This window comes from Mesorhizobium sp. B2-3-15 (assembly GCF_006442875.1).
GTDB classification, from domain to species: Bacteria; Pseudomonadota; Alphaproteobacteria; order Rhizobiales; family Rhizobiaceae; genus Mesorhizobium; species Mesorhizobium australicum.
The window spans coordinates 153544-170116 of record NZ_VFVO01000007.1 but is presented as its reverse complement, the minus strand read 5'-3'; the positions used below and the strand labels follow the sequence as shown (position 1 = coordinate 170116).

At 63.4% G+C, this 16573-nt stretch carries 17 protein-coding genes; 3 read left to right on the top strand and 14 right to left on the bottom strand.

What is annotated here, in order from left to right; all coding sequences use genetic code 11:
- Positions 1-23: 23 nt before the first annotated feature.
- Complete coding sequence (locus FJ954_RS16150) at positions 24-902, bottom strand: ABC transporter substrate-binding protein (protein WP_280739579.1); 879 nt, start codon at positions 900-902, stop codon at positions 24-26.
- Positions 903-1150: 248 nt separating this feature from the next.
- Between FJ954_RS16150 and FJ954_RS16145 the strand changes: the two genes are divergently transcribed.
- Positions 1151-1723, top strand: a complete 573-nt coding sequence (locus FJ954_RS16145) for an NADPH-dependent FMN reductase (protein WP_023773263.1) — start codon at positions 1151-1153, stop codon at positions 1721-1723.
- Between the two features lie 14 nt (positions 1724-1737).
- Here the strand turns inward: FJ954_RS16145 and FJ954_RS16140 are convergent, their stop codons facing one another.
- From FJ954_RS16140 to FJ954_RS16080, 13 genes are all read right to left on the bottom strand, one after another.
- Positions 1738-2949, bottom strand: coding sequence for an MFS transporter (locus FJ954_RS16140; RefSeq protein ID WP_140661946.1), 1212 nt, complete (start codon positions 2947-2949; stop codon positions 1738-1740).
- Positions 2946-3446 carry a transcription antitermination factor NusB gene (nusB, locus tag FJ954_RS16135; RefSeq protein ID WP_015318243.1) on the bottom strand — a complete coding sequence of 167 codons (501 nt, stop codon included), beginning with the start codon at positions 3444-3446 and terminating at the stop codon, positions 2946-2948. The genes FJ954_RS16140 and nusB overlap by 4 nt, the downstream gene beginning before the upstream one ends.
- Positions 3443-3937 (bottom strand): 6,7-dimethyl-8-ribityllumazine synthase, encoded by a 495-nt coding sequence (ribH, locus tag FJ954_RS16130; protein WP_140661945.1) that lies wholly within the window; start codon positions 3935-3937, stop codon positions 3443-3445. The genes nusB and ribH overlap by 4 nt, the downstream gene beginning before the upstream one ends.
- A gap of 108 nt (positions 3938-4045) precedes the next feature.
- Entirely contained in the window at positions 4046-4663 is a 618-nt protein-coding gene (locus FJ954_RS16125) for a riboflavin synthase (protein WP_140661944.1), read from the bottom strand.
- Between the two features lie 6 nt (positions 4664-4669).
- On the bottom strand, positions 4670-5806 hold the full coding sequence (ribD, locus tag FJ954_RS16120) for a bifunctional diaminohydroxyphosphoribosylaminopyrimidine deaminase/5-amino-6-(5-phosphoribosylamino)uracil reductase RibD (RefSeq protein ID WP_140661943.1): 1137 nt from the start codon (positions 5804-5806) through the stop codon (positions 4670-4672).
- Between the two features lie 2 nt (positions 5807-5808).
- The gene (gene nrdR, locus FJ954_RS16115) at positions 5809-6288 is read right to left on the bottom strand and encodes a transcriptional regulator NrdR (RefSeq protein WP_015318247.1); all 480 of its coding nucleotides are present in this window, start codon (positions 6286-6288) and stop codon (positions 5809-5811) included.
- A gap of 158 nt (positions 6289-6446) precedes the next feature.
- Positions 6447-7025 carry a hypothetical protein gene (locus FJ954_RS16110; RefSeq protein WP_181177835.1) on the bottom strand — a complete coding sequence of 193 codons (579 nt, stop codon included), beginning with the start codon at positions 7023-7025 and terminating at the stop codon, positions 6447-6449.
- A gap of 97 nt (positions 7026-7122) precedes the next feature.
- The gene (glyA, locus tag FJ954_RS16105) at positions 7123-8436 is read right to left on the bottom strand and encodes a serine hydroxymethyltransferase (protein WP_015318249.1); all 1314 of its coding nucleotides are present in this window, start codon (positions 8434-8436) and stop codon (positions 7123-7125) included.
- 180 nt (positions 8437-8616) lie between these two features.
- The gene (locus FJ954_RS16100) at positions 8617-10257 is read right to left on the bottom strand and encodes a Na+/H+ antiporter (RefSeq protein ID WP_140661941.1); all 1641 of its coding nucleotides are present in this window, start codon (positions 10255-10257) and stop codon (positions 8617-8619) included.
- Between the two features lie 134 nt (positions 10258-10391).
- The gene (locus FJ954_RS16095) at positions 10392-11645 is read right to left on the bottom strand and encodes a murein L,D-transpeptidase (RefSeq protein WP_140661940.1); all 1254 of its coding nucleotides are present in this window, start codon (positions 11643-11645) and stop codon (positions 10392-10394) included.
- Positions 11646-11995: 350 nt separating this feature from the next.
- On the bottom strand, positions 11996-12511 hold the full coding sequence (locus tag FJ954_RS16090; RefSeq protein ID WP_013896002.1) for a winged helix DNA-binding protein: 516 nt from the start codon (positions 12509-12511) through the stop codon (positions 11996-11998).
- 341 nt (positions 12512-12852) lie between these two features.
- Positions 12853-13275 carry a DUF6163 family protein gene (locus FJ954_RS16085; RefSeq protein WP_015318253.1) on the bottom strand — a complete coding sequence of 141 codons (423 nt, stop codon included), beginning with the start codon at positions 13273-13275 and terminating at the stop codon, positions 12853-12855.
- Entirely contained in the window at positions 13272-14312 is a 1041-nt protein-coding gene (locus FJ954_RS16080) for an enoyl-CoA hydratase/isomerase family protein (protein ID WP_140661939.1), read from the bottom strand. Before FJ954_RS16080 ends, FJ954_RS16085 begins: the two co-directional genes overlap by 4 nt.
- Before the next feature lie 163 nt (positions 14313-14475).
- Between FJ954_RS16080 and FJ954_RS16075 the strand changes: the two genes are divergently transcribed.
- Both FJ954_RS16075 and hemB read left to right on the top strand, forming a co-directional pair.
- Entirely contained in the window at positions 14476-15297 is an 822-nt protein-coding gene (locus tag FJ954_RS16075; RefSeq protein ID WP_140661938.1) for a DUF2066 domain-containing protein, read from the top strand.
- Positions 15298-15411: 114 nt separating this feature from the next.
- Positions 15412-16443, top strand: a complete 1032-nt coding sequence (gene hemB, locus FJ954_RS16070) for a porphobilinogen synthase (RefSeq protein WP_140661937.1) — start codon at positions 15412-15414, stop codon at positions 16441-16443.
- Positions 16444-16573: the final 130 nt, after the last annotated feature.

The following is a 16573-nucleotide window of genomic DNA, read 5'->3' as shown; positions in this document are numbered from 1 at the left end:
CTGACGTCGCTATCGACGCGTCGCTATTTCAAAAACCCGTTCTTCTTCAAAAAGTCCTCGGCGACGCCCTTGACCGGCTCGCCGCCGACCTGCACGCGGCCGTTCAGCTCCTGCAGCGTGACGAGATCGAGCTTGGCGAAGACCGGCTTCAGCAGCGTTTCGATCTCGGGATGCTCCTTCAGCACCGCCTCGCGGATGATCGGCGCCGGCTGATAGACCGGCTGCACGCCTTTGTCGTCAGTCAGCACCACGAGGCCCGATGGCGCGATGCCCCCGTCGGTGCCGTAGACCATGGCAGCATTGGCGCCGCTGGTCTGGTTGGCGGCGGCCGCGATGGTTGCCGCCGTATCGCCACCAGAGAGGGTGATCAGCTGGTCCGGCTTCAACGTAAAGCCGTAGGTAGTCTGGAAGGCCGGAAGGGCTGCCGCCGAATTGACGAACTCGGCGGAGGCCGCCAGGACCACCTTGCCGCCGCCGGCGACATATTTGCCGAAGTCCGACAGCGTGACGAGCTTGTTCTCGTCCGTCACTTCCTTGCGCAGGGCGATCGCCCAGGTGTTGTTGGCCGGTGCCGGTGACAGCCAGACGATCTTGTTGGCGTCGTAGTCAAGCTTCTTGGCCGTCTCATAGGCCTTGGCGGCATCCTTCCACACGGGATCATCGGCCTTCTCGAAGAAGAAGGCGGCGTTGCCGGTGTATTCGGGATAGATGTCGATCTCACCGGCGGTGATCGCCTTGCGCACCACGGGCGTGCCGCCGAGCTGGATGCGGTCCGTGGTCTTGATATTGTTGGCGTTGAGGACGAGCTGGATAATGTTGCCGAGCACGCCACCCTCGGTGTCAATCTTCGAGGAGACGACGACCTGAGCGCTCGCGGAAGCCGCCGTGATGGCGAGCGCCATCGCCGCGCTGGCCAGAACCTTGACTGAAAACATTGTGAAACCCCTTGCTGTAAACCGGAATGCGGTGGCCGCATATGAGCATGGCTTCAACGGCCAGTCGGGGCACACGGTTTCATAAGAAGGGGGACCAGCGCAATATTTTTGTTCCGGACGCGCCGATTTGGGCCTGGCGGCAACAGCGGGCTGGCGATTGGCCGCTATCGGGTGAATAATGCCACGAGGGTGGCGGCAAACACGGAGAGCGTGTCATGGCCATACACAAGGTCGGTTATCTCATCGGCAGCCTTGCCCAGGCATCCATCAACCGCAAGCTCGCGAAGGCGCTTGTTCAACTTGCCCCTCCCGAGCTCGAAATGACGGAAATCGGCTTCAAGGATCTGCCTCTCTACAGTTACGACTACGACGCCAATTTCCCGCCGGCCGCCCAGGCGTTCAAAAAGGCGATCGCCTCCGTCCAGGCCGTGCTGTTCGTCACCCCGGAGTATAATCGCTCGATCCCCGGCGGACTGAAGAACGCGATCGACTGGGCCAGCCGCCCCTACGGCAAGAATTCATTCGCGCGCAAACCGTCGGCCGTCATCGGAACATCGCCGGGCGCGATCGCGACCGCTGTCGCCCAACAAAGCCTCCGCAGCGTGCTGAGTTTCTGCAACTCACCGCAGATGAATGCGCCCGAAGCCTATATCCAGTTCACGCCGGGACTGATCACGGATGACGGCGAGGTGACGGTTGAATCCACTGAGGATTTCCTGCGCAATTACATGGCTGAGTTCCATATGTTCATAGCGCGGGTGCTTCAGGTTCTGCCGCCGGACGCATAGCTTTCAAATTCGCGTCAAGCCGGCCGCAAGCTTGTGATCTTCAGCGCGCCGAGTGCCACGAAGCAAAGTGCGGCGACGGGAAAGATCATCCAGTTGAGCATGGTCCAGCCCCAGGCGTTGTAGACCATGCCCGACATCAGCGACGCACAGGCGACGGAGCCGAACAGGACGAAGTCGTGGAAGCCCTGCACCTTGCCCTTTTCGGAAGGGTGGTAGCTGGCCGCCACCATGGCGGTGGCGCCGATGAAGCTGAAATTCCAGCCGAGGCCGAGCAGGATCAGCGCCGTCCAGAACTGCCACAGCGCCAGGCCCGACAAGGCAACGACGGCACAGCCGATCAGCAACAGAAGGCCGAGGGCGACAATGCGCTCGGCGCCGAAGCGATGGATCAGCGAGCCGGTGAAGAAGCTTGGCCCGAACATCGCCATGACGTGCCAGGAGATGCCCAGCGTCGCATCGTCCTCCGACAGGCTGCAGCCCACCATGGCGAGCGGCGCGCCGGTCATGACGAAACTCATCAGCGCGTAGCTGCCGACGGCGCAGAAGAGCGCCGCGACGAAACGCGGCTTGGTGACGATTTCGGAAAGGGGTCGGGCATCGCCGTCGGCAACGTCCACCTTGCTCGCGGTCCTTGACGGCAAACGAAGGAACGACAGGATGACGGCGCCGACAGCCGCCAGCGGCAGGATCGAGGCGAAGGAACCGGCAAACATGACTGGTGCGAATAATTCGCGCGTGAAGATGACGATCTGCGGCCCGAGGATGGCGGTGATGATGCCACCGGCGAGCACGAAGGAGATGGCGCGGGCCTTGAACGCCGGCGGCGCGTTGTCGGCCGCGGCAAAACGGAACTGCTGGACGAAGGCGCCGCCGACACCGATGACGAGCAGCGCGAACGCGAACAGCCAAAAGCTGCCGTGGAATAAAGCCAGGGTGGCGACCAGCCCGCCGAGCGCGGTGACCACGGTTCCGGTCATGAAACCGCCACGCTGCCCCAGCCAGCGGATAATGGCGGCCGCGGGCAAGGCGCCTAGCGCCACACCGAGATTGAAGCCGGTGATCGGCGCGGTCGCCAGGGATTTGTCGGCGCCGAGCAGATATTGCCCGGCCAGCGCGCCCATGGAAATGGCGATGGGAGCCGCCGAGCCGATGATCGCCTGCGAGGCGGCGAGGATCAGCGCGGTGCGCCGCGCCTCCTTGCCCGCCTCGACGGCGATGGCGGTCACGAAGCGTCCTTGCCGCGTCCCTCGCCACGCACCCGGCGTGACACGCGGTCGAGCACGGCATTGACCAGCTTCGGCTCGTCTTCTTCGTAGAAGGCCTTGGCGATGTCGACATATTCGGTGACGATGACCGCGACAGGAACGTCCTCGCGCTTCATCAGTTCGTAGACGCCCGCGCGCAGAATGGCACGGAGCGTCGAATCGAGGCGCGACAGCGGCCAGTCGTCGGTCAGGGCCTGGCGGATGATCGGATCGATGGTCTTCTGGTTCTCGACGACCCCGGTCAGGATGGCACGAAACCACTGCGCGTCCGCCTCGCGATAGAGCGCGCCGTCGACTTCCTTGCCGAGACGGAACGCCTCGTACTCGGCGGTGATCTCGAACACGCCGCTGCCGGCGACATCCATCTGATAGAGCGCCTGCACGGCGGCCAGACGGGCAGCGCCGCGCTTGTTGGCGTGGCGCACCGCGGGCTGTCCGGGCGAAGCGGGTTCGCTCACGATTGCGCTCCCAGTTGTTCCTTCAACGCGATCATGGTCAGCGCCGCGCGCGCGGCAAAGCCGCCCTTGTCGCCTTCGGAGCGCTTGGCCCGCGTCCACGCCTGCGCATCGTTCTCGGTGGTCAGGATACCGTTGCCGATGCAGACCGAGTCCTGCACGGACAGGTCCATGAGCGCACGGCTGGATTCATTGGCGACGATGTCGAAATGATAGGTATCGCCACGGATAATGGTGCCGAGTGCGACAAAGCCGTCATAGCCCGTCCCGCCTTCGGCCATGCCGTCGAGCGCGAAGGTGATCACCGCGGGAATTTCAAGCGAACCGGGGACGGTGACGACGTCGTAAGTCGCGCCCGCTTCGTCGAGCGCGCTTGTCGCGCCATCGAGCAGTGCGTCGGAAAGGTCGTCGTGAAAGCGCGCCTCGATGACGAGGAGGTGAGCCTTCTTCTTGGGACGAATGAACGCCTTGCCGTGTTGGGATGTGCCAGCCATAGATGTCTCCGGAGTCGCCGGTGACTTAGGCCGAAGCCGGTTTGATCGCAAGCGGAAGATTGCCCGACGCGTATCAGATTGCCGTGGGTCGGACTGTCCCGCAGGCGATCAAAGCCCCTCTTTCGCCGCCTCCGCCAGCCGGGCGGCGTAGCGGGCCATGGTATCGATCTCGAGATTGACGCGGTCGCCTGCCTTGCGCTCGCGCCAGGTGGTGACGGTCAGCGAATGGTGGATTAACAGCACGTCGAAGCGAGTGCCCGCCACGCTGTTGACAGTGAGCGAGGTGCCATCGAGCGCGACGGAGCCTTTCGGCGCGATGAATTTCGCCAGATCGCGCGGCGCTTCCAGTGTGAAGCGCACCGCATCGCCCTCATCCCGGCGTTCAATGATCTCGGCGGTACCGTCGACATGGCCCGAAACGATGTGGCCGCCAAGCTCGTCGCCGATCTTCAGCGCCCGTTCCAGATTGATCCTGGTGCCGGACTTCCAACCGGACGCCGTGGTCAGCCTGAGCGCCTCCTCCCAGGCCTCGACCTCGAACCAGCGCGCGTGCGAGCCGCTGTCGGGCAAAGCGGTGACCGTCAGGCAGACGCCACCGCAGGAAATCGACGCGCCGATGGCGATGGTCTCGGGATCATAGGCGGTGTCGATGCGCAGTCCCACCCCTTCCCGCAGCGGCTTGATGGCGGCCACGGTGCCGATATCGGTGACAATCCCGGTAAACATCGATCGCTATCCCTGAAAATCCCTGATCCATTCGGCGTAACCGTCTTCGCCGAACCGCATCTCGCGCAGCTTGCGAAAACCCACGGGGACATGGTCAGCGTCGACAGGCGATGCAATGCCGTCTTGGCCGATCGCTTCCGGACCCTGGAACAGCACGATGCGGTCCACCAGCCCGTCGGCCAGGAAGGCGCTCGCCACCTTGGCGCCGCCCTCGACCAGCACGCTTGCCATGCCAAGCGCCGCCAGATCCTCGAGCAGCTCCGGCAATGCGACGCCGCCCTCGTGCGTCTCCGTACCGATGAAGCGCACGCCGGCGCGCTCGAGCGCGGCCCGGCGCTGCGGATCGGCCTCCAGGCAAGCCGCCACATAAAGAGGTACGCGATCGACGCCCGACACCAGCTTCGAGCCCTCCGGCAGCCTGATCTGGCGGTCGAGCACGATGCGTGCCGGCGACCGGTTATCCAGTCCGGGCAAACGCACCGTCAGTGCCGGATCATCTTCCAGCGCCGTGCCGATGCCGACCAGGATGGCGTCCGCCTCGGCGCGCATCAGGTAGACTTCGCGGCGCGCCATGTCGCCTGTTATCGCGACCTGGCCGGCGCCTTCCCTGCCGATCTTGCCGTCGCTGGAAAGCGCAAGCTTCAGAATTACTTCCGGGCGCTTTCTCAGAGAGCGAATCAAATAGCCCGCCATCTGTTCGGCAGCTTCCGTGGCGAGGACCTTTTCGACCACTTCGACACCGGCCTCGCGCAGGATGGCGTAACCCTTGCCGGAGACCCGCGGATCGGGATCACTGGCGGCACCCACGACGCGCGCAATGCCGGCATTGACCAGCGCGTTGGCACAAGGCGGTGTGCGGCCGTGATGGGCGCAAGGCTCGAGCGTGACATAGGCGGTTGCGCCACGCGCGAGTTCGCCGGCCTCGGCAAGCGCCTCGGTCTCGGCGTGCGGCCGGCCGCCGACGGCGGTGACGCCGGTACCGACGATCATCGGCCCGGTCCCATCATCGCGCACGATCAGCGTGCCGACGGAAGGGTTGGTCGAGGTGCGTCCGGCGTTCTTGCGCGACAGCCGCAAGGCCGCGGCCATGAAACGGCGGTCAAGGGCCGATTGTTCGGCCTCGCTGCGTTGCGGTGCTGCCATGCTCAGCCGGCGTCCTCTTCGCTCTTTTCTTCGTCCCCCTTCAGCTCGCCGAGCAGCTCGTGGAAATCCTTGGCCTCACGGAAATTGCGATAGACCGAGGCGAAGCGCACGTAGGCGACATCGTCGAGCGATTTCAACGCATCCATGACCAGCCGGCCGACCTCGCCCGAGGCCACTTCCGTTTCGCCGGAGCTTTCCAGTTGGCGCACGATCCCGGTCACCGCGCGATCGATGCGCTCGGGGTCGACATTGCGCTTGCGCACCGCGATCTCGACCGAGCGCAACAGCTTGTCGCGGTCGAACGGCACTTTTCGTCCCGACTTCTTGACCACGACGAGGTCGCGCAACTGCACGCGCTCGAACGTCGTGAAACGGCCGCCGCAATCGGGGCAGACACGCCGCCGGCGGATCGCCGCGCCATCCTCGGCGGGGCGCGAATCCTTCACCTGCGTATCTTCGGACTGGCAATAGGGACAGCGCATGGAGAGCCTTGGGTTCGCGAATCTGGTGGGGTGAAAGGCTTAGAACCTTTCCGGTGCGGATTGAAGCAGTTCCGCTTTTCCACAGCCTGCCGTACCTCAGAGATAGCGAGGCGCGAGGAAGATTGCCAGCACGGCAAGCAGTTGCGCCGGCCAGCCCGCTATGGCGCCACGTCCTTGGTTGGAAAGCCACAAGACGCGCCGAGATTGCGATAGGCCTTTGTAAAACCGTCCATCGGAATGCTGGCGACAGCCTGCTTGCCGAAAGCCACATCGAGCGAGGTAACCTGGCGCATGGCCCGCAGCAGCGCAAGACTGGTCTTGGCCTGGTTGTCGATCGTCCAGCTCGGACGGCCGTTGACGGCGTCATTGGAATAGACAGTCGTCGAAACCTTGACGCCGGGATCGCCGAAAGTCGCCGCGATCTTCTTGCCGGTTAGCAGGCTCTTGTTGTCGATGGTGATCAAGATTGCCGGATAAGCATCGGGCGGCAGCGCGTCGCCGGTCGAGATCGACAATGTCAGCGTGCCCGAATTGCCACTCGCATCGAAGAAGGCTGTGGAAGCCGCGCAGGTCTTGTGCGCGTCCTGGCCGGTGTCGAGCGTATCGACCATTGTCGTCCACCGGCCGAAAGTGCTGGTGGCAGGCATGTCCGCAGAGGGCTGCGTCTGCGCCAAAACGGGGCCGCAGGCGGCCAGCCAACCGAAGGCGCCGAGAGAAGCAAGACAGAAATTGCGCATCATCAATTCTCCGGTTCGATGCGTCACCCGATCAGGGGTGACGCGATGCCGGTGGATAAAAGATGACGCTTCGCGCCCGGTCAACCGAGATAAGCGATCAACCGAGATAGGGATAGAGGGGGAATCGATCGGTCAATGCGACGACCTTGGCCTTGACCGCCGCCTCGACCGCGGCATTGCCTTCGTCGGAATTGGCGACCTTGAGCCCATCCAGCACCTCGGCGATCAGCTTGCCGATCTCGCGGAACTCGGCCTGGCCGAAGCCGCGCGTGGTGCCGGCGGGCGTGCCGAGCCGCACGCCAGAGGTAACGAAGGGCTTCTCTGGATCGAAGGGGATGCCGTTCTTGTTGCAGGTGATGTTGGCGCGGCCAAGGGCCGCCTCGGCGCGCTTGCCGGTGGCGTTCTTAGGCCTGAGATCAACCAGCATCAGGTGGTTGTCGGTGCCGCCGGAGACGATGTCGAGGCCCGTTTCCTTGAGGCTGGAGGCAAGCGCCTTGGCGTTGGCGGCCACGCTTTCGGCATAGACCTTGAAGCTCGGCTTCAACGCTTCGCCGAAGGCTACCGCCTTGGCGGCGATGACATGCATCAGCGGTCCGCCCTGCAGGCCGGGGAACACCGCCGAGTTCATCTTCTTGGCGATATCCTCATCATTGCACAGGATCATGCCGCCGCGCGGGCCGCGCAGCGATTTGTGCGTGGTGGTCGTCACCACATGGGCGTGCGGCAGGGGCGAGGGATGCACACCGCCGGCAACGAGGCCCGCAATGTGCGCCATGTCGACCATCAGATAGGCGCCGACGGCGTCGGCGATCTCGCGAAAACGCTTCCAGTCCCAGATGCGCGAATAGGCTGTGCCGCCGGCCAGGATCAGCTTCGGCTTGGTCTCGTGCGCGGTCTTTTCGATGGCGTCCATGTCAAGCAGATGGTCGTCCTTGCGCACGCCATAGGAGACGACCTTGAACCACTTGCCGCTCATGTTGACCGGCGAGCCATGGGTGAGATGTCCGCCGGAATTGAGGTCGAGGCCCATGAAAGTGTCGCCGGGCTGCAGCAGCGCCAGGAACACCGCCTGGTTCATCTGGCTGCCGGAATTCGGCTGGACGTTGGCGAAGTTACAACCGAACAGTTTTTTCGCACGCTCGATGGCCAGTTCCTCGGCCACGTCGACGAACTGGCAGCCGCCATAGTAGCGCTTGCCCGGATAGCCCTCGGCATATTTGTTGGTCATGATCGACCCCTGCGCCTCGAGCACGGCGCGAGAGACGATGTTTTCGGAGGCGATCAGTTCGATCTCGTGGCGCTGGCGACCGAGCTCGTTGCGGATGGCGCCGAAGATCTCCGGATCGGCATCTTCCAAAGTGGTTTCGAAGAAGGATTCGAATTTGTTGGACGCCGCCGCTGCTGTTGCCATGGCCTGAGTTCCCCTAGGGTTGGAAGGGCAAATTCGTGCACGCCGTCGTCCCGAACCACTCAACGGCCTTGGGCGACATGCATTGCGTTCGCCGGGCCATTAACACAGTTGTTTTGGGCTCGCCACGTTTGCAGCGCGAAATTTGCTGGCCGGTTTGCGCCAACGGATCGCGGCGGATCGCTATTTCCTGTCCCGCCGCTGCTTCAACAAGGCCTCGGTCAAGGTGATTTCAGAAAACAGCGCGCGCATCGTGTGATCGTTGATCTCCTGGCTGCGGAACATGGCGCGCAGCGCGGAGCGCTCGGCTTCGATGCCGGCCGCCCTGAGTTCCAGTTCCAGCCTGCCGGCCTCGCGAGCCTCGGCACGGGCCTCGTCGGCTTCGTCCGAAGCCGCGATGCGTCTACGATAACCTGCCACGATGCTGTCGGCGACGGCAAGCCGGGCCTGGACCGCCTCGCCCTCGCCTGCCTCGTTGGCGATGCTCTCGATCCTGGCGATCGCCGCATTGGCGGCGCCGACGCGCGCCCGGCGCTCTTCCGCCGCCGCCGGATCCTTGCCCGGCTCGACCAGCCCCCGCGCTATCCTGGGCAAGGCAAGGCTGGCGATCAGAAGCGAGCAGATGATGACGCCGGCGGCAAGGAAGATCACCACATCGCGTGCCGGAAAGGGAGAGCCGTCCTGCAAAGCGAGCGGCAATGACAGGATGCCCGCCAACGTGATGGCGCCGCGCACGCCGGCCACGGAGCCGGCAAGCCGGACGCGAAATCCGAACGGCTCGGACTCGCGTTTGCCGATGCGCGCCGCGATCGCCTGGGCGATGTCGCCGACCCAGATCCACAGGAAGCGCAGTCCGATCAGGCAGAGCGTCAAGATCAGCACCGTCGCCACCGGCTCGATCAGCCAATGACGGCTGGACAGTTCCGGTGGGACCTTGCGGATGATGTCGGGAAGCTGCAGGCCGAGCAGGATGAACAGAGCGCCGTTGAAGACGAAAGTGAGCGTCGCCCAAAGCGACAGGGTCTGCATGCGCGCCGACACGCCGAGGAAGCGGTACATGCCAGAAGCCCCGGTCAGCAGGCCGGCGGTGACCGCCGCCAGGATGCCCGAGGCGCCGACATGCTCGGCGCCGAGATAGGCGACGAAAGGCAGCAGGATCATGACGAGAACCTGCGCCTCGGCCGGCACGCCGCCGATGCGGTTGAGCAGTTGCAGCGCCTTGGCGGCGATGAACAGCGCGGCGACACCGGCCAGGATGCCGGCGGCGACGGCGTAGAGGAAGCTGAGCGAGGCTCCCGCGAAGGAGAAGCTGCCGGTCAATGCCGCCGCCACCGCAAAGCGGAACATGACCAGGCCCGACGCGTCGTTGAGCAGCGACTCGCCCTCCAATATGTGCATCAGCCGGGACGGAACCACATTCCTGTCGACGATCGCGGACACCGCCACGGCGTCGGTCGGCGACAGCACGGCAGCCAGCGCGAATGCGACGACGAGCGGAATGCTCGGCACCAGCCAATGCAAGGCATAGCCGAAGCCGACAATGGTGAAGAAGACGAGCCCGACGGCGAGATCGAGTATGGGTCCGCGCAAGGCGACGAGTTCGCGTTTGGGCGCCGCGAAGGCGTCGCCGAACAGGAGCGGCGGGATGAACACCAGCAGAAAAAGCTCCGGATCTATCTCGACATGCAGGCCCTTGGCCGGCCAAGCAAGGGCCGCGCCGATGGCGATCTGCAGCACCGGCAGCGGCACCCGAACCAGCCGGACGAGCGCGCCCGACAGCGCGACGAAGACGAGCACGACGAGAATGAAGATGGCGACGTCCATGGCATGATCCCGGCTGTTTGCCGACCATCGCCAATCGCCTGAGCTTCGTCCAGCCGGCCGAATGAGTGGATCTGACGGCGTCCGCAACAAAAAAGCCGCCCCTGAGAGCGGCTTTTTAAAAAAATATCAGCTCGTTACAGCGAAGACGTGATCTGCAGTTCGCTGTTGCCGTCGAGCGCATAGACGTCGTCGCGGAACTGGACGACGCCGGGTCCTGTCGACCAGGCAGAGAGATAGAGGAAATGCACCGGCACCGGGTTGGTGACCTGGATCGGCGTGTTCTGGCCGGTCTTGATGGCCGCCTCGAAATGCTGGCGATCCCAGCCGGGCGTGTCGCGCAGGATCCAGGTGACGAGATCGCGCACGTTCTGGACACGCACGCAGCCCGATGAATCGAAGCGCATCATCTTGCCGAACAGGCTCTGCTGCGGCGTGTCGTGCATGTAGACGCCGTCCGGGCTCGGGAAATTGATCTTGACCGACGCCATGGCGTTTTCGGAACCGGGATCCTGGCGGAAACGGTACTTGGCGGCATCGTCCGTCGACCAGTCCACATTCATCGGATCGACTTCGCTGCCATCGGGCGCGAACAGGCGGATATGGCTGTTCTTGAGATAATCGGGATCCTTCCGCATCAGCGGAATGATGTCCTTGCGCACAATCGAGACCGGGGCGTTCCAGTACGGATTGACGATGATCTCGTTGATCTTGGAATTGACGATCGGCGTCTGGCGATCGATCTTGCCGACGATCGCGGTGTGGCGAAGCACGACGCGGTCGTTCTCGACCGCTTCGATCTGCGCCGCCGGAATGTCGACCAACACGTAACGGCTGCCCAGCGTGCCGGCCTTTTCCTTCAGCCGCTGCAGATTGGTCTGCAACTGGCCGAGCCGGATCTGCGCCGAAACGTTCATCGCGGCGTAGGTGTATTTGCCCATCGAACCGTCAGCCGGCAGGCCGTGGCGCAACTGGAAACGCTTGACCGCCGAGTCAACATAGGAATCGAACGCTGTCGAAATGCCGGCGCTCTGCGACAGGTCGCCCGCAACCATCAGGCGCTTGCGCAGCGGCACCACGTCCGGATCGTCGACGCCGAGTTGCAGCTTCTTGGTCGCGGGAACGTCCGTCCAACCGCCCTGCCCGACAATGTTCTGATACTGCGCGACCGCCTGCTCGGTGAAGGCGACAGTCTGGGGACTGAAGATGGGCAGCGTCGAGGCCACCTTGCCGCCTTCGCTGGCGCGGGCATCGAACTGATCGTCCCAGTTGCCGCGGGCCGAGGATTTCAGGATATCCCCGATCACATCCTGCGCATTCGCACGCCCAGCCACCACGGCGGCGGCGAGCGCGGAGGCTCCGGAAAGGAAAAAGCGGCGGCTGGTTCTCATGGACGTTCCAGACATTCTTGTAGCGGTTCGATCACTTGCTGCGTCAACCATCGCGCGATCTCGCCCGCACTCTAAAATCGGCAATCTTAACAATTAGCCAACCATGGTCCGTATCACATTGGCGACCAAGGCAAGGGGCGCGACACGGTTGCGGGTGGACGCATGGTCTTCACCACAGCATCACTGCCGCTCTCGGTTCCATTGGAATATGGCGGCAACGTGGCCTTGGCCCGTAATTTGCTTTGGCCGGACGCAAGAAAGAAAAGACCGGTGCTTTTCGGCACCGGCCCTGACTGAAGGTCGCTGTTTCGGCCACGCTTCTGCGGCGCGGCTCCGTTTCCAGGATGCTCTTACATCCGGTAGGCAATCGTGTCGTTCCAGAAGCGGTCGAGCCGCTGCAAAGCGCGGTTCATCTGCTTGAACTCGTCGGTGTTGATGCCGCCGACCTGTTCGATCGAGCCGACATGGCGCTCATAGAGACCGGCAACCACGTCTGCCACTTCATTGCCTTTCGGCGTCAGCGAGACGCGGACCGAACGGCGGTCGATGCGCGAGCGCTGGTGGTTGATGAAGCCGAGATCGACCAGCTTCTTCAGATTGTAGGAGACGTTCGAGCCGAGATAATAGCCACGCGAGCGCAGTTCGCCGGCGGTCAGCTCGGAATTGCCGATGTTGAAGAGCAGCAGCGCCTGGATGGCGTTGATGTCGGAGCGGCCGTTGCGGTCGAATTCGTCCTTGATGACATCAAGCAGACGGCGGTGCAGGCGCTCGACCAGCTGCAGCGATTCCATGTACAGGGAACGGATAGCCTCGCGGCGATCGTCGGAAACGTTGGCGGTCTTCGCCGCCGGACGCGAATTGATCATTGTCTTTGCCTCTCGTTTGTCGCCTTGGTGATTTTTTGTTTTTCACCTTGATCGCGACACTATCGAATACTCATAAAATTCGACTTAAACGCTAGGGCTAACAAGAGCTTACCGGTAAGAGGTTTCGCAAGACGCTTAACGAACGGTCACCCGAGCAAGGATGATTAACCTAAAGATTTAGGCAATGATCGCCGCGCCGGATTCAGGCGGTCGCCAGGTCGTCAACGCGTACAAGGGCTTGCAGCATGTCGCGGCGAATAGGATTCGCCCGACCTGCCGCAGGCTTCTGATTTTATGCATGTCGTTGTCCCGCAACCGAGGACACTTCGGGGCGACATGCATTAGTGCCGTGCCGGTCGCTTCTGCAGGTAGATGACGACGCGAAAGACGATATAGAGCAGCGCCACGCAGGCATGCGAGACGATAATCAGCAGACGATGGCCGAAAAGCTCGGGAAAGCCGGCATACATGACCGTCTCCGTGACCGCGCAGATGAACCAGATCACCGGACCCCAGGACGCCAGCATCCACAACCCCGCCGCGGCGAAGGGAAAGAACACGGCGAGCATCACCGCCGCGACCTGCCAATGCACCGGCATAAGGTCGAACCGCCACAGCGAGCCCGGATAGAAGCCGATCAGCTTGATCCAGTAGAGGATGCCGAACAGCAGGCAGTAACCCGCGATGACGCGCTGGAACCAGGCGAAGATCACCTCGACCGTCGAGGGCTGCAGGATGACGCGTCTCGATGTCACTTCGCTCACAACTCGAGCTCCCGATCGCCGAGCGGGGCAAAATAGGCCTCGACATCCGCCTCGCTGACCGCATCGATCGCTGCCGGCCGCCATTGCGGCTTCGAGCCCTTGTCGATGATGGCGGCGCGGATGCCTTCGTAGAAATCGTGGCCGGCCAGCATCCGGTTCAGGATGCGGAACTCCATCCTCATGCAGTCGTCCATCGACAATGTCTGCCCGGCGCTGATCTGTCGCCAGGCGACGCGAAGGCTGGTCGGCGAGCGCGTGCGGATCGTTGCCAGCGTCCCGGTGGCGAATTCGTCATTGCCCGCGCGGTCCAGGCTGTCGATCAGATCCGGCAGCGACGGTTGGGCGAAATGGCGGGAGATCGCCTCCAGGATCGGCCTGTCGGTCTCCCGCTTGGCCGGAACAAAGAAACCGCGCAGCACCGATTCCGGATCGCCCGTCAGCGCCAGCCGATCGAGGAAGCTTGTCTGGTCTTCAGCCTTGATGGTGTGGGTGGCCAGCCCAGACCACAGCGCATCGCCATAACGAATGCGGTTCCCGGTCAGCGCCAGGTACATGCCGAAGGAACCGCCAAGGTCGGGCAGCAGATGACTGGCGCCGACATCCGGGAAAAAGCCGATGCCGACCTCCGGCATGGCGAACTGGGCATTCTCGGTCATCACCCGGTGCGAACCGTGGAAGGAAATGCCGACCCCGCCGCCCATCACGATACCGTCGATGAGCGCCACATAGGGCTTCTTGAAACGCGCGATGTAGGCGTTGAGGCGATACTCGTCGGCGAAAAATTCGACCGGTGGGTTTCCAGCCCGGCCGGCTTCGTAGATGTGCAGGATGTCGCCCCCGGCCGAAAACGCCCTGCCCTCGGCCTTGACCACGACGACATCCACACCCTCGTCGCGCTCCCAAGACCGCAGGGCCTTGCCCAGTGCCTTGATCATGCGATGGGTGACGGCGTTGAGCGCCTGCGGCCGCGTCAGCGTGACGACCCCGGCCCTGCCCAACCTTTCGAAGCGAATTTCGTCGCCTCCACCAAAATCCATCGCCAGAGAATCCTTGTTCCCGCGCCTGCGGGACTGAAGTGCTAAAGGCGGCACATGGGTGCGTCAATGGCTGCAGCCCGGCCGCCTCGATCTTGGCGGCTAGCGGTCGCCGATGCTAGACATTGGTGGCCGCTACGACAGGCCGAGAGCAGGATAGTTAGCCATGCCGCATTTTTTGCGCTTTGCCTTTGTTCTGAGTTGCCTGTCGTTTTTGTGGGCAACCAATGTCCCCGCGGGGGCAGCCGACCTTGGCGACCTTTACCACTCGCAGACCATTGTCACCGGCCAGGGTGAAGAAAATCGTCAGCTCGGCTTCAGGACCTGCCTCGACAAGGTGCTCGTCCGTGTTTCGGGCGATCAGCGGCTGCTTGCCAGACGCGAAATGGACGCGCTGCGCGACAAGGCCGGCAGCTTTGTCGACTCGTTCCGCTACCATGACCGGATGGAGGGCATTCCGATCCATGACGAGCAAGGGACGCATGACCGGCCGCATGATCTCACCTGCTTCTACAAGCCTGACGTGATCGACAGGCTGCTGGCGTCGCTCGGCAGCAGGCCCTGGCTTGGCGAGCGGCCGACACTCACCGTCTTCCTCACGACCGAACAAGGCGCGCGGCATTTCATGCTGAGCGCCGAGGAAGGGCGTGGCGAGACGATGCGCGAATCCTTCGTCAACGCCACCGGGCCGATGCTGATGCATGTCGCGTTTCCGAAGGCCGCGCAACTTGCCGGCTTGGGCGAAGAAGCGCTGCGCGCGACGGACATGGCAAGGCTGGATCGGGTGGCCAAGCAAGCCGGAGGCGACCGAGCGCTCGCCGGCAGCATCGTGTGGAGCGACAAGGAACTGGGCTGGGTCGCCGATTGGCGACTGGCCGATCACGGCAAGACCTATCGTTGGCAGGTGCGCGGTGTCAGCTTCGACGACGCGTTCCGTGTGGCAATCGAAGGCGCGGCACAGATCCTTTCGGGCAACGGGCAGCCCTGAACCAATAGGCGTGGCGGGACAGCGCTACAGGCAGCTTTCGGCACTGGCACAAACGTGTCGCATTGGTCAGCACCAAGGGCTCGTGGTAAAAGCCACCGATCCGGAGTTTTGGCCATGAACAAATTCACCCCAGCAAAAGCTGCCGGCGCGCGCAGCGTCGATGACGTCACCGGCAGCCGCCGCCTGCGCCGCATGCGCAAGGCCGACTGGTCGCGCCGGCTCGTGCAGGAGAACAGGCTGTCGGTCGACGACCTGATCTGGCCGATCTTCGTCGTCGAGGGCAGGAATGTCCGGGAGCCGATTGCCGCCATGCCCGGCGTCTTCCGGCTGTCGGTCGATCTTGCCGTCAAGGAGGCCGAACGCGCGGCCAAGCTCGGCATCCCGGCCCTTGCCACCTTCCCCAACGTCGATCTCGGCCTGCGCGACCAGACGGGTTCCCACATCCTCGACCCTGAAAACATCATCAACCGCGCCACACGCGCCATCAAAAACGCGGTACCCGAGATCGGCATCATCACAGACGCCGCACTCGACCCGTTCACGAGCCATGGCCATGACGGCATCCTGCGCGATGGCATCATCGTCAATGACGAGACCGTCGAACAGGTCGCGGCGGCGGCCGTCATCCAGGCAGCGGCCGGCGCCGACATCATCGCGCCGTCCGACATGATGGACGGCCGTATCGGCGCCATCCGCGACGCGCTCGACGCCAACGGTTTCCAGGACGTGGCGATCATGTCCTACGCCACCAAATTCGCCTCGGCCTTCTACGGCCCCTATCGCGAGGCGGTCGGCACCGCCGGTCTGCTCAAGGGCGACAAGAAGACCTATTATATCGACCACGCCAATTCGGACGAGGCGGTGCGCGAGGCCGAACAGGACCTCGCCGAGGGCGCAGACATGCTGATGGTCAAGCCCGGCCTGCCCTATCTCGACATCATCCGCCGGCTGAAGGACGAATTCCAGATGCCGACCTTCGCCTACCAGGTCTCGGGCGAATATTCGATGATCAAGGCGGCTGATTCCAATGGCTGGATCGATGGAGAAAAGGCGATGCTGGAATCGTTGCTCGCCTTCAAGCGCGCCGGCTGCGACGGCATCCTGACCTATTTCGCGCCCGAAGTGGCTGTGATGCTGAAGGGGTAGCCCGACTTCCCGGGCAAGGCACTTCAGTAGATGTCACCACTCTTTCAACTGGTCGGCGGTTCTATCGAAAACCCGCTGACAAAAACTGGCGGCTGCAGCTATGATGGAAGCATGGCCGGAAGCGGCCGGC

What these genes read in the sequence shown, in the direction of transcription:
- FJ954_RS16095 (WP_140661940.1), bottom strand. Translation starts at nt 11,645, where the DNA reads ATGAGAACCAGCCGCCGCTTTTTCCTTTCCGGAGCCTCCGCGCTCGCC.
- FJ954_RS16075 (WP_140661938.1), top strand. Translation starts at nt 14,476, where the DNA reads ATGCCGCATTTTTTGCGCTTTGCCTTTGTTCTGAGTTGCCTGTCGTTT.
- ribD (WP_140661943.1), bottom strand. Translation starts at nt 5,806, where the DNA reads ATGGCAGCACCGCAACGCAGCGAGGCCGAACAATCGGCCCTTGACCGC.
- hemB (WP_140661937.1), top strand. Translation starts at nt 15,412, where the DNA reads ATGAACAAATTCACCCCAGCAAAAGCTGCCGGCGCGCGCAGCGTCGAT.
- FJ954_RS16080 (WP_140661939.1), bottom strand. Translation starts at nt 14,312, where the DNA reads ATGGATTTTGGTGGAGGCGACGAAATTCGCTTCGAAAGGTTGGGCAGG.
- FJ954_RS16145 (WP_023773263.1), top strand. Translation starts at nt 1,151, where the DNA reads ATGGCCATACACAAGGTCGGTTATCTCATCGGCAGCCTTGCCCAGGCA.
- FJ954_RS16090 (WP_013896002.1), bottom strand. Translation starts at nt 12,511, where the DNA reads ATGATCAATTCGCGTCCGGCGGCGAAGACCGCCAACGTTTCCGACGAT.
- ribH (WP_140661945.1), bottom strand. Translation starts at nt 3,937, where the DNA reads ATGGCTGGCACATCCCAACACGGCAAGGCGTTCATTCGTCCCAAGAAG.
- nrdR (WP_015318247.1), bottom strand. Translation starts at nt 6,288, where the DNA reads ATGCGCTGTCCCTATTGCCAGTCCGAAGATACGCAGGTGAAGGATTCG.
- FJ954_RS16100 (WP_140661941.1), bottom strand. Translation starts at nt 10,257, where the DNA reads ATGGACGTCGCCATCTTCATTCTCGTCGTGCTCGTCTTCGTCGCGCTG.
- FJ954_RS16150 (WP_280739579.1), bottom strand. Translation starts at nt 902, where the DNA reads ATGGCGCTCGCCATCACGGCGGCTTCCGCGAGCGCTCAGGTCGTCGTC.
- glyA (WP_015318249.1), bottom strand. Translation starts at nt 8,436, where the DNA reads ATGGCAACAGCAGCGGCGGCGTCCAACAAATTCGAATCCTTCTTCGAA.
- FJ954_RS16110 (WP_181177835.1), bottom strand. Translation starts at nt 7,025, where the DNA reads ATGCGCAATTTCTGTCTTGCTTCTCTCGGCGCCTTCGGTTGGCTGGCC.
- FJ954_RS16125 (WP_140661944.1), bottom strand. Translation starts at nt 4,663, where the DNA reads ATGTTTACCGGGATTGTCACCGATATCGGCACCGTGGCCGCCATCAAG.